Raw genomic sequence first — 11,977 nt, 5'->3', positions numbered from 1 at the left:
ACGACAATGATTTTGGATCGGCCGGCTCCTCCCGCCGGCCGGCACTCAAGTCGGCCAGTACTCAAGTTGGATTGGGCAGGTAGCTCTTCCCTCCCCGGCATTGCTTCAGATACTCCAGGCCACGGACCTGGCCGGTGATCTCGAGGTCGCCGCGATAGACAGGGTCGTGCCAGCCCTCGATGTCGATGGCGCCCTTGTAACCGGCTAGCCGCAACTCGCTGATCACCCGCGTCCAGTCGCTGTCGCCGAAGCCCGGCGTGCGCATCTGCACGAAAGGCAGGCGCCCGAACACGCCATGCTGGCGGATCACGTCCCAGCGCACCGTCGCGTCCTTGCCGTGGACGTGGAAGATGCGCGGCGCCCATTTGCGGATCTGCGGCATCGGGTCGATCAGGTAGACGAGCTGGTGGCAGGGCTCCCATTCGAGCCCGAGATTGTCGTTGGGCAATTCGTTGAACATCAGTTCCCAGGCGTCCGGGTTGTGCGCGATGTTCCAGTCGCCGCTCGCCCAGTTGCCGTCCATGGCGCAGTTCTCGAAGGCAATGCGCACGCCCTTGTCGGCGGCGCGTTTGGCCAGCGGCCCCCAGACCTCGCGGAAGCGGGGCAGGCTATCGGTCAGCTTCTTGCCGCGCAGGCGGCCGGTGAAGCCGCTGACTATCGAAGCGCCGAACAGATGCGCATGGTCGATGACGGTCTCCCAGGCCGCGAGCACGCCGCGATCGACTTCGCCGCTCTCCAACGGATTGCCGAACACGCCGATCGAGGACACGGTGACGTCGGCGTCGCCGATCGCCTCCCTTATTTGGCCGGCGAGCCGCGGCAAATCCTTACCGCCCAGCGTCTGCCAGAAGAAGGGCTGGATGCTCTCGAAACCGAGCGGCAGGATCTGCCTGATATAGGCCGCCGGGTCGTCGAGATTGGCCCGCACCATGGTGCCGATCCTGATATCGAGAAGCGGGTTCGGCATCATTGTGGCTCCTGTGCGATAGCGATGCGGCGCCCGGTCTCGGCGCTCTCGATGGCGCCGAACACCATGGCCAGACTGCGGATATTGTCGGTGCCGCGCGTTTCCGGTTCCGTGCCGGTCTCGATCGCGTGCATGAAATCCTTGATGATGCCGAGATGGCCGTCGACGCGATCGGCGGGATCGAGCGGCGGCACCTCGATCGGCCGGGTCTTGTCGATGATACCGTCGCGGCCGGACGCAACCACTTCCGCCTTCAGCCCGTCATGGCCATCCCACAACAGGGAGCCGTGCTGGGCGACGATGCGCCAGCTGCCTTCCCAACTGGTCCTGAAACCGTCTGCGCACCAGGAGCCGGCATAGGTAAAAACCTTGCCGCCGCCGAAGTCGAAGACCGCACTTGCCGACGATCCCTGCCGGTACCACGAACTGACCGGCTCCCATTCCTGGCAATAGACGCCGGCAGGCTCGCCGGCCACCATGTAGCGGGCGGCATCGAAGGTGTGGATCGCCATGTCGAGCAGCAGCACATGCGCCATCTCCTCGCGAAAACCGCCGAAATGCGGGGCGACGAAGAAGTCGGCGTGGATGCTTGTCGGCGCGCCGATCGCGCCGGAATCGAGGAACCGCCGGATGCGCCGGACATTGGCGACGTAGCGGCGGTTCTGGACCACGGCATGGATGCGCCCGGCAGCCCGCGCCGCGGCGATGATGGCGCGCGCATTGTCCGGGCTGTCGGCCAGCGGCTTTTCCGTGAGCAAATGGCAATGATGGGCAAAGGCAGAAAGCGCGACCCCGCGGCGCGCTGCCGGAACCACGACGTCGAACACAGCGTCAGGTTTGGTTTGATCGAGGACGGCATCGATGCTGGTGCCGATGACCGCGCCGGAAAGCTCGTATTCGCGCGCCCTTGCCTGTGCCCGGTCGGCATCGAGGTCGACAAGGCCGACAATGGCAAGCCCGTCGATCTGCCTCGCGGCATCGAGCCATTGCCTGCTCATGGCTCCGCACCCGACCAGGACGACCTTCATCATCCAGCGCTCCTCCTCCGCCCGGTCCCTCCAGACCGGTCGTCACGGCATTCACGGCGAGACCGTAAACGTTTTTCCGTAAACGTTTACGAGAACACACCCGATGGCGCAGAATGTCAATCACCCGCTCGCGAAAATCGACATCCACTGCTTGGCCTGAAGGGCGGCCGGTGCTAGCGAAGACAGGGGAGAATCGGCCTTGGCGTCCAGCATTCACGACCTTGCGCGTCATCTGAACATTTCGATCGGCACCGTGTCGCGCGCGCTGAACGGCCGTGCCGACGTCAATGCCGATACGCGCCGGCGCGTGCTCGATGCGGCCAAAGAGCTGAACTATTCACCCAACCAGTCCGGCCGCAGTCTCAGGCAAGGCGCCACCCGCTCGATCGCCTTCATGCTGCAGCCGCATCCGGGCGACCAACAATATGGCGAGCCGTTCTTCATCCCGTTCCTGATCGGGCTGCAGGCGAAGCTCGCCGAGCATGACCTCGATCTGATGGTCGTCATGGGAGAGCCCGGCCAATATCAGCAGGAGCGGTTGCGCCGCGTGGTCGAGACGCGCCGGGCCGACGCGGTCGTGTTGGCCAATACGCGAAGGGAAGACGACCGGATCGACTATCTCAGCAAGGCCGGCTTTCCCTTCGCCACGCTTGGCCGAAGTCGGTCCGGCGGCGACACCTATCCTTCGCTCGATATCGATTTCGAGAGGGCGGGTGATGAAGCCGTCGAGCGGCTGGTCGCGCGCGGCCACCGCCGCATTGCCGCCATCCGCCCTTCGCTTGATCTCAACTTCGGCTACCTGTTCCTCGACGGCTACCGCAAGGCGCTGAAGCGGCACGGCATCGAGGTCGACCCCGACCTGATCGCCGACGGCTTCATCAACGAGACCGGCGGCTACCAGGTGACGCCGCAAGTCATGCGCTCCAAGGACCCACCGACGGCCATCATCTTCAACAACGACGCCATGGCGCTTGGCGGCTGCAAGGCGCTGGCCGAGATGGGCATCAGGCCGGGCCATGACATGGCCGTGATCGTCATCGTCGACACGCCGCTCTGCCGCTACTTCTCGCCGACGCTGACCGCCTTCCGTCCGGCACTGGAGGCCATGGGCCGGCGGCTGGCCGAGATGCTGCTCGCCTCCCTTCCCGCCTTCGCCGGACCCGAAGGCACGCGCATCATACGCGAAGTCTGGCCGCTGGAGCTGATCGCGCGCGAGAGCGATTGAAGCGCCTTTCCTTCTCCCCTTGTGGGAGAAGGTGGCCGAGCGAAGCTCGGTCGGATGAGGGGTGTTCCAGGGAAAGCCGGCGTCTCACTCCGCTGGACCACCCCTCATCCGTCTCGGCGCTGCGCGCCGATCCACCTTCTCCCACAAGGGGAGAAGGTAGAACTGCCCTCCTGTCACGCAACCATCACGTTGGCGTCCTAGACCGCTTGGCGGAAGCTGCTGGCGGCTTTTGATGCGACGCCTGCTCCAATCTGCTCGTCACGAAGGGGATATCCATGAAACGTCTCAACCGAACCGTCGCGCTTGGCGCGGCACTCGCCCTGTTTACCACGCTGACCCCGGCGCTCGCCGACGGCGTCGCCTATGTCAACAAAGGGCTCGTCGGCATCGGTCGCATTCCGGCCAGCCAGAAGGACAAGTTCGGCGAGACGTTCGGTTCGGGTTCCGGCATGGCGATCGACACCAAGGGCTGGACACGCGACGGCGCGGGCTACAAGGGTTCCCTCTGGCTGCTGCCGGATCGCGGCTACAATGTCGTCGGCACCACCGATTATCGCGCTCGCGTCAACACCATCGCGATCGAGCTGACGCCGACCGCTCCTGGCGCGGCGCCGGCCGCCGGACAGGAACAGACCGGCGTCAGGGCGACGCTCGCCGACACGATGCTCTTGGCCGACGACAAGGGCACTGATTCCACCGGCCTTGATCCGCTCGACGGCGTGCGCGCAGCGGCCGGCGGCATGCCGATCCTGCCGCAGGCCGAAAACGGCAAGCTGGCGCTGGACGACGAAGCGATCGTGCGGCTGCCCGACGGCACGATGTTCATCTCCGACGAATATGGCCCCAACATCTATCGCTTCTCGGCCGAAGGCCGCCTGATGTCGGCGACGCAGCCGCCCGCGGCCCTGGTGCCGATGCGCCACGGCAAGCCGAACTTCGCCTCCGACAACCCCGGCCCGGGCGCAGCCGAGCCCAGTCCGAAGGATCCCGAGACCGGCCGCCAGAACAACCAGGGTCTCGAAGGCATGTCGATGACGCCTGACGGCAAGTTCCTGATCGCCGTGCTGCAGTCGGCGGCCCGCCAGGACGGCGGCGATTCCGGCTCGACGCGCCAGAACACCCGCGCGCTGGTCTATGACGCTTCCGACCTCGCCCACCTCAAGCTGGCGCACGAATATGTCGTTCCGCTGCCGATGTTCAAGGACGCCAAGGGCAAGACCAAGATCGCCGCCCAGAGCGAGATCGTCGCGCTCTCCGACAAGAGCTTCCTGATGCTGACGCGCGACTCGGGCAACGGCCAGGGCCTCAAGGGCGACGAGTCGCTCTATCGCAAGATCCAGATCGTCGACCTCTCCCCCGCGACCGATATCGCCAACGGCCCGTTCGACGCCGCCGACAAGCCGGTCGCGTCCAAGGGCGTGCTCGACCCGTCGGTGACGCCGGCCAAGCTCACCTCGTTCATCGACATCAACGACAAGGGCGAGCTCGGCCGCTTCGGCCTGCACAATGGCGCGCCGAACGACAAGAACAACCTCTCGGAGAAGTGGGAGGCGATGTCGCTGGTCTCCGTGCTCGATCCGAAGCTGCCCGACGACTATTTCCTGTTCGTCGCCAACGACAACGACTTCCTCACCCAGGGCGGCTTCCAGGTCGGCGCTTCGTACAAGGCCGAGGATGGCGCCGATGTCGACACCACCTTCCTCGTCTATCAGGTCACGCTGCCTGGACTGTCTGGGAACAGCCTCGCCGCGAACTAGTTCTGCTTCGGATCGTATGCCGAGCGGCATATGACCGAGCGCGGAAGGGATGCATCAGCATCAGGCCTGCGATAGCATCGCGGGCCTGATTCATTTTCGGTGCTGCCATGGATGACGAAAAGCCCACCCGCCGGCGGACCGCCGACCTGACCAGCGGCCCCATACCGCGCACGCTGCTTTTGTTCGCGCTGCCGGTGCTGGGCTCCAACGTGCTGCAGTCGCTCAACGGCTCGATTAACGCGGTCTGGGTTGGCCGTTTCCTCGGCGAGGCGGCGCTGACGGCGACCTCCAACGCCAATCTGGTGCTGTTCCTGATCCTCGGCACGGTGTTCGGCATCGGCATGGCGGCGACCATCCTGGTGGCGCAATCGGTCGGCGCCCGCGACCTGCCCGAGGCCAGGCGCATCGTCGGCACCAGCGCCACCTTCTTCTTCCTGGTTTCCGTGGTGTTCGCCGTCTGCGGCTGGGTCTGGGTCGACGCAATCCTCACCGGGCTCGGCACGCCGGCGGATGCCTTGCCGCTGGCGCGCGCCTACTTACGCATCATCTTCGTCGCCGTGCCGATGATGAACCTTTTGTCCTTCGTCATGACCGTGCTGCGCGGCGCCGGCGATTCGCGCACGCCGTTCGTCTTCATGGCGCTGGCGGTCGTGCTTGACGTCGTGCTCAACCCGCTGCTGATCCGCGGCATCGGCCCCTTCCCCGAGCTCGGCATCGCCGGCTCGGCAACGTCGACGCTTGTAGGACAGACGGTGAGCGTCATCGCCATCCTCATCGTGCTCTATGTGCGCAAACATCCGCTCAGGCTGGCGGGCAGCGATCTGGCCTTGCTTCGGCCGGACCCGGCGCTGCTGCGCATCGTCGTCTCCAAGGGCATTCCGATGGGCCTGCAGATGATCGTCATCTCGGCCGCGGCGCTGACCGTGATGGGCATCGTCAATTCCTATGGATCCCAGGTCGCCGCCGCTTACGGCATCGCAGCCCAACTCTGGACCTATATCCAGATGCCGGCCCTGGCGATCGGCGCCGCCGTCTCCTCGATGGCGGCACAGAATGTCGGCGCCGGGCGCTGGGACCGCATCGGCAAGGTCGCGGCATCCGGCGTCGGCTTCAACCTGGTGCTGACCGGCGCGCTGGTTGCGCTGCTTTTCGCCTTCGACCGCGCAGTCCTCAGCCTCTTCCTCAGCAATGACGGCGCGGCGATCGACATCGCCGCCCACATCAACAAGGTGGCATCCTGGTCGTTCATCCTGTTCGGCGTCACCATCGTGCTCTTCGCCACGGTGCGCGCCACCGGCGCCGTCATGCCGCCGCTGATCATCCTGATCATCTCGGTGTTGATCATCCGCACCGGCTTTGCCTATTCCATGCGCAGCGTCATCGGCCAGGAAGCGCTGTGGTGGAGCTTTCCGGCCGGCTCGATCGCCTCGCTCGTGCTCGCCGCTGCCTATTATCGCTTCGGGCGCTGGCGCACGATGCACATGATCGAGGACCGCCCGGCCGCCGGCGAGCCGCCCGACACCGGCCTCGGCGTGCCCCGCCAGCGTGCGCAACTCTTGCCGGAGACCGAATAGTTAAACCTACCGCGCGTATCTGGCGCCGAAGCCGAGCGCCACCAGCGAGAACACGATGATCATGCCGGCAAAGGCCAGGCTTGCCGCGGTGGCGCTCGCCATGCTGGACAGAATGCCGATGCCGATCACCGGCAGCGCGTTGCCGCAGAAGCAGCAGATGAAGAAGGCCGACACCACCTCGGCGCGACGGTCGGCGGGCGCGATCTGATTGACCACTTGCAAGCCCCCGCGATAGCCGAGAGCCGCCGCCACGCCACAGAGCGCCGTCCCGGCGATCATCGGCGCCATCGAAGCGTAGACCTGCGCCGCCACGACCAGCGCCACGGCGGGGATCATCAGCGCCAGCGCCGCGAGCATGGTGGCGCGGCTGGAGAGCCTGGCGGTGGCGAGGATGGTGACGGCCGCCACGATCGACAACTCGAAGAAAAGCCCGCCGGCTTCGGCATGACTGGTCACATGCAGCTGCTGCGCCAATATGCTCGGCGCCAGCGCCGCATAGAAGCCGACCAGCGCCATGGCACCGAACCCGGTCACCGCCGGCGCCACGAATTGCGCGCGGATATCGTCGGGCACCGAAAGCCGCGGCCGCAACGAGACGTCGGAGAATCGCCCGGGCTCGGAGACCGTCTCCTGCGTACGCCAGATCAGCAAGGTGACCAGCACGAGCAGGACGAGATAAACGGCGAATGTCAACCTGAGCGGCCAGGGCGCATATTGGGCGAGCAGCCCCGCCACGAGCGCGCCGACCCCGAGACCGACAAAGTTGGTGCTGGTGGCGATGACCGCGGCGCGTGACTTGTCCTTGCCTTCGATCAGTTCGGCCAACCAGGCAGTGCCGGCGCCTGCGCCGACACCGATGCCTAATCCGCTGAGGATGCGGGCGACGTCGAGCCAGGCGAGATTTTCAGCAAACAGGAAAGACAGCGCGCTGACCACCGCAACCGCCATCGCGGCGAGCGCGGCGGGGCGGCGGCCGACGGCATCCGACAGGCGGCCGAAAAACAGCAGCGCCGCCAGGTTGCCGACCACGTAGACGGCATAGACCAGCGTCAGCATGATCTGCGAGAAGCCGAAGGCCTGCTTGTAGATCACGTAAAGCGGCGTCAGCGCGGTGCTGCCGGCAAAGAGCGCGGCGATCATGGCGGCGACGGCGGCTTTCGCGGCGCCGCCGCCAAGCTCATTGTCACGCGTCATGGTTTGAGCGTAGCTGGTCATCGCGACCTCCGGAGGTTGCAAGCCCAACGCCCATATAATGGCGCTGTTCCACCCCGCGAACGCCCTCCTGACAATCCTGACAGTATGGTCTTGCGCAGAATCCTCCCGTAACGTCTGCCGGCCACTGAGGGGAGGAATCATGGGCAAGGGACGGGTCGAGGCATTCACCGATGGCGTCGTCGCCATCATCATCACCATCATGGTGCTGGAGCTGAAAGTGCCGCATGGCGAGGATTTTTCAGCACTTTTGCCGCTGTGGCCGGTCTTCTTCTGCTATGTGCTCTCCTTCATCAATGTCGGCATCTACTGGAACAATCTGCACAACATGTTCCATGCGGTGCAGCGCGTCGACGGGCGCGTCCTATGGGCCAATCTCAACCTTCTGTTCTGGCTGTCGCTGATGCCGGTGACCACGGCGTTCATGGGAGAGAACCACTTCGCGCCCGTGCCGGTCGCTGTCTACGGCATCGACCTGGTGCTTTGTGCCGTTGCCTATACCATTCTGGTCGTCAAGCTGCGCCATCTGCACGGCGCCGACACGACCTTTGCCAAGGCGGTGGGCCGCGACAACAAAGGCAAGATTTCCCTGGGACTCTACACCACCGCCGTCCTGCTCAGCTTCTTCAACCAGTGGATCAGCGTCGCGATCTACGTGCTTGTAGCGGCCATCTGGTTTGCGCCCGACAAGCGCTTCGAGAGGCTGATCGAAAAATAGAACCCTACTTCCGCATTGTTTTCAGCTTTTCCGCCGCCGAGGCGGCAAGGTCGGCATAGCGCTCCTCCAGCCGTTCGGCCGCCTTGATGATCGGAAAGTCATGGCCGAACTTCTCCAGCGCCAGTCGTAGCTTCTCGGCGAAATCCGCCTGCTTCTCCAGCGCCGCAAACAGCGTCTTCACCTGCGTCTCGCTGATGTCGGGATTGGCGAGCATCTTCGGCACCTCGCGGCCCATCTGGTCGCCGTTGACGGTCTGCTCCTTCAGGATTCCGATCCAATCGGTCAAATGCCGAGCTCCTTTTTCTGAACAGCATGCGCGGCAGGCGCAGCGATGGTCAACCCGTTGCGGCCATCGCCGTCAACCCATTGCGGTTATTGCCGTCAACCCGTTGCGGCCATCGCCGTCAACCCGTTGCGGTTATCGCCGTCAGTGTCGGGATTGGTTGGCCTTGCCTCGGCGGCGCCCGGCGTTAAGTTCGGCCCGACCCGAACAAGGATGGAAATCATGACCAGCGACACCCAGATCCAGACCGCCCTGCCCGCTTTCGCTTCCGGCAATGTCGCCGTCATCACCGGCAGCGCCAGCGGCATCGGCCTTGCCGCCGCAAAACGCTTCGCGGCGATGGGCATGAAGGTGGTGCTGGCCGATATCGGCGGCGTGCGCCTCGACCAGGCGAAGGAAGCTGTCGCGGCGATTGCCGGAGACGATGCCGTCCTGCCTATCCCGACAGACGTGTCCAAGGCCGACGAAGTCGACCAGCTGGCCGAACTCGCCAACGGCGCTTTCGGTGCGGTGTCGGTGCTGATGAACAATGCCGGCGTCGGCAACAATCCGGGCAAGCCCTGGGAGAACCGCGACGCCTGGAAGCGGTTGCTGGATATTAATTTCTGGGGCGTCGTGCATGGCGTCGAGGCCTTCGCGCCGCGCATGCTCGCGGCGGACAAGCCGGGCCTGATCATCAACACCGGGTCCAAGCAGGGCATCACCACGCCGCCCGGCAACCTCGCCTACAACGTATCCAAGGCCGGCGTGAAGACTTTTACCGAGGGGCTGGCGCACGCGCTGCGCAACGAGCCGGGAGCCAAGGTGTCGGCGCATCTGCTGATCCCCGGCTTCACCTATACCGGCCTCACCGAAGGCGCGACGGAAAAGCCAACCGGCGCATGGACCGGCGAACAGGTGATCGACTTCATGCTGGCATCGCTGAAGGACGGTGACTTCTATATCCTCTGCCCCGACAACGAGGTGGCGCGGCCGACGGATGAAAAGCGCATGGCCTGGGCGATCGGCGACATCATCGAGAACCGCCCTGCCTTGTCGCGCTGGCATCCCGATCACAAGGACGCGTTCGCGGCCTTCATGAACCGCTAAGCAATTCCAGGAAAAGTGCATAGCGTTTAGGCTCGGCGACTTCGCCGTAGCCTCCCGTCCAAAATTGCGCAAAAGCAAATACTTACATCGCCTCAGGCGGCCGCCTTCTTCCTGGAGCCGGTCTTGCCCGCCACGGCCTTCTTGGCCGCCATCTCGGCGATCTTGCGATCATGCCGCTTTGCGGCGCGCTCGCATTTGTCGCGGATTTCCTCGACCTCCGATTCAGTCAAGTGCTCGATGCCGATGAAATGATTGTGGGCGCGGCTGACCCTGATCAGCTCGTCCAGCTTGGCCTGGATCGCCGCGCCATCGCGATTCTGCGTGTTCTGGATCAGGAACACCATCAGGAAGGTGATGATGGTGGTGCCGGTATTGATGACCAGTTGCCAGGTGTCCGAGAACCCGAAGACCGGGCCGCTTGCCCCCCATGCGATCACGATCAGCACGCAGGCGGCAAAGGTCGGCGGCAGGCCCGCCATATGCGCGACCCGGTTGGCTATGCTGGTGAAGAGTCTTTCGATCATGCAATTCCCTCGGCAAGCCGCGCAAGCGCAGGATTCGCTATGAAACAAACTGCCGCCGCGTCCGGTTCCAAGGATTGAATTTTCGTGCATGCACGCGTCTCACAATCGGATACACGCAGAAAGCGCAGGCGTGTGAAGAAACACCTTATCCGTTGCTTGCCATAGTGCGGTTGCAGGCCGAAAGCCTGTTCCTTCCGCTTCACGGCGGTTTACCTCCAGCCCCTTCCGCTGCGCCACCCCCGCATGGCGGAAGGGGCAATTCCCCGAGAGCAAGGCAACATCTCGACAGCGCCGTCATGCATTTGGACGGCGTTCTGCCGGTGGTTCGCCTCAAAAGCTGTTTTCTTCCCAACGATCGAGGAAGGCCTCGATCGGCATGGCCTGCATGTCGGGGATTGCGCTTGCCAGTTTCTCGGGCGTCCAGTCCCACCAGGCGAGCGCCTCGATGCGCGCCGCGACGGTGGCGGAGAACCGCCGGCGTAGTGGCTTGGCCGGAACGCCGGCGACGATCATGTAAGGCGCAACGTCATGCGTCACCACGGCATTGGCGCCGATGACGGCGCCGTTGCCGATCGCGACGCCCGGCATGATGACCGCGCCGTGGCCGATCCAGACATCATGGCCGATGCTGACCGATTTTGCCTGCCGCCGTGCGCGGAATTCGGTGTCCACGCCCAGCCAGCGGAAATACTCGTTTGGCCGGTAGCTGACCTTGTGCTGCGTCAGCCGCTCGATCGGATGCTCGAGCGCGTTGATGCGGCTGTTGGCGGCAATCGAGCAGAACTTGCCGATCGTTGTGTAGATCGCCTCGCAATGGCGTTCGAAATAGGAAAAGTCGCCGACGCTCACTTCGCGCAGGATCACCCGCTCGCCGATGGAAGCATAGCGGCCGAGCTTGCAGCCTTTGAGCTCCGCGGTCGGATGGATGCGCGGCTCGGGGTCCTTGAGAACGAGGTTTTCAGGGCGGTCCATGAAGCGGCTTTACGCCGGCCGGGACAGTCCCGCAAGCGCGGCGGCCTGGCCTGTCGGGAAGCTATTGCGGCTTGCCCTTGGTCCACACCACGTTCTGGCCGTAAAGCGGCACGGTCGTGACCGACATCTTCGCCGAGCCGTTCTGCACCTGGCGCGAATGCGACAGATAGATCAACGTCTCGTTCTTCTTGTCGTAGATGCGGTTCACCACCTGCTTCTTCCAGATCAGGCTGAGGCCCTGCTTGAACACCTCCTCGCCGCCCTCGCCCATGTCGATGTCGCCGATGGTGATCGGCCCGGTCTGGCGGCAGGAGATCGAGGAATCGGAAGGATCCTCGAACCAGTTGCCCTTGTGCAGCCGGTCGATGATGCTGCGGTCGAAATAGGCGACATGGCAGGTGACGCCGTCGACCTTCGGGTCCTTGATGGCGTCGATCATGATGTCATTGCCGACCCAGTCGACACCGACCTTACCCACTTCGTCAGCCATGGCCGCGCCGGCGCTCAGGGCAAGACAGGCGGCGAACAAGCCGATCAGTTTTCGCAAGGAAGCCTCCTCGGTTCACGTTTGCCGGTGTCAGGTGGGACAGCACAATGACTTTTGCAAGCCGCCCGGCGTCGCTGAAGA

At 64.4% G+C, this 11,977-nt stretch carries 12 protein-coding genes; 5 read left to right on the top strand and 7 right to left on the bottom strand.

Annotated elements, in window-relative coordinates; all coding sequences use genetic code 11:
- Positions 1–61: 61 nt before the first annotated feature.
- Both RFM52_RS03460 and RFM52_RS03455 read right to left on the bottom strand, forming a co-directional pair.
- Positions 62–967, bottom strand: coding sequence for a sugar phosphate isomerase/epimerase family protein (locus RFM52_RS03460; RefSeq protein WP_320295552.1), 906 nt, complete (start codon positions 965–967; stop codon positions 62–64).
- Positions 967–1,998 (bottom strand): Gfo/Idh/MocA family protein, encoded by a 1,032-nt coding sequence (locus RFM52_RS03455; RefSeq protein WP_320295147.1) that lies wholly within the window; start codon positions 1,996–1,998, stop codon positions 967–969. Before RFM52_RS03455 ends, RFM52_RS03460 begins: the two co-directional genes overlap by 1 nt.
- Before the next feature lie 196 nt (positions 1,999–2,194).
- Between RFM52_RS03455 and RFM52_RS03450 the strand changes: the two genes are divergently transcribed.
- The 3 genes from RFM52_RS03450 to RFM52_RS03440 all read left to right on the top strand — a co-directional run bounded on the left by RFM52_RS03450 (position 2,195) and on the right by RFM52_RS03440 (position 6,551).
- Positions 2,195–3,220: a LacI family DNA-binding transcriptional regulator gene (locus RFM52_RS03450; RefSeq protein ID WP_320295146.1), complete on the top strand. Its 1,026-nt coding sequence runs from the start codon at positions 2,195–2,197 to the stop codon at positions 3,218–3,220.
- Positions 3,221–3,495: 275 nt separating this feature from the next.
- Positions 3,496–4,977: an esterase-like activity of phytase family protein gene (locus RFM52_RS03445; protein ID WP_320295145.1), complete on the top strand. Its 1,482-nt coding sequence runs from the start codon at positions 3,496–3,498 to the stop codon at positions 4,975–4,977.
- Between the two features lie 107 nt (positions 4,978–5,084).
- Positions 5,085–6,551 (top strand): MATE family efflux transporter, encoded by a 1,467-nt coding sequence (locus RFM52_RS03440; protein ID WP_320295144.1) that lies wholly within the window; start codon positions 5,085–5,087, stop codon positions 6,549–6,551.
- A gap of 6 nt (positions 6,552–6,557) precedes the next feature.
- On the opposite strand, the gene RFM52_RS03435 is transcribed toward RFM52_RS03440, so the two are convergent.
- Positions 6,558–7,907: an MFS transporter gene (locus tag RFM52_RS03435; protein WP_320295551.1), complete on the bottom strand. Its 1,350-nt coding sequence runs from the start codon at positions 7,905–7,907 to the stop codon at positions 6,558–6,560.
- On the opposite strand from RFM52_RS03435, the gene RFM52_RS03430 reads away from it, so the two are divergent.
- On the top strand, positions 7,906–8,481 hold the full coding sequence (locus tag RFM52_RS03430; RefSeq protein ID WP_320295143.1) for a TMEM175 family protein: 576 nt from the start codon (positions 7,906–7,908) through the stop codon (positions 8,479–8,481). The genes RFM52_RS03435 and RFM52_RS03430 overlap by 2 nt on opposite strands.
- Positions 8,482–8,485: 4 nt before the next feature.
- Here RFM52_RS03430 and RFM52_RS03425 read toward each other — a convergent pair whose 3' ends face one another.
- The gene (locus RFM52_RS03425; protein WP_320295142.1) at positions 8,486–8,767 is read right to left on the bottom strand and encodes a hypothetical protein; all 282 of its coding nucleotides are present in this window, start codon (positions 8,765–8,767) and stop codon (positions 8,486–8,488) included.
- A gap of 219 nt (positions 8,768–8,986) precedes the next feature.
- On the opposite strand from RFM52_RS03425, the gene RFM52_RS03420 reads away from it, so the two are divergent.
- The gene (locus RFM52_RS03420) at positions 8,987–9,853 is read left to right on the top strand and encodes an SDR family NAD(P)-dependent oxidoreductase (protein ID WP_320295141.1); all 867 of its coding nucleotides are present in this window, start codon (positions 8,987–8,989) and stop codon (positions 9,851–9,853) included.
- A 92-nt stretch (positions 9,854–9,945) separates the two neighbouring features.
- Here RFM52_RS03420 and RFM52_RS03415 read toward each other — a convergent pair whose 3' ends face one another.
- The 3 genes from RFM52_RS03415 to RFM52_RS03405 form a co-directional block, all read right to left on the bottom strand.
- Complete coding sequence (locus RFM52_RS03415; RefSeq protein WP_320295140.1) at positions 9,946–10,377, bottom strand: low affinity iron permease family protein; 432 nt, start codon at positions 10,375–10,377, stop codon at positions 9,946–9,948.
- A gap of 330 nt (positions 10,378–10,707) precedes the next feature.
- On the bottom strand, positions 10,708–11,349 hold the full coding sequence (locus RFM52_RS03410) for a DapH/DapD/GlmU-related protein (protein ID WP_320295139.1): 642 nt from the start codon (positions 11,347–11,349) through the stop codon (positions 10,708–10,710).
- 61 nt (positions 11,350–11,410) lie between these two features.
- Positions 11,411–11,839: a CreA family protein gene (locus RFM52_RS03405; RefSeq protein WP_112100036.1), complete on the bottom strand. Its 429-nt coding sequence runs from the start codon at positions 11,837–11,839 to the stop codon at positions 11,411–11,413.
- Between the last annotated feature and the right edge of the window lie 138 nt (positions 11,840–11,977).

It is taken from the genome of Mesorhizobium humile (assembly GCF_033977215.1).
Taxonomy (GTDB): Bacteria; Pseudomonadota; Alphaproteobacteria; order Rhizobiales; family Rhizobiaceae; genus Mesorhizobium; species Mesorhizobium humile.
The sequence above is the reverse complement of the archived record's forward strand: the minus strand, read 5'-3'. Positions and strand labels throughout refer to the sequence as shown.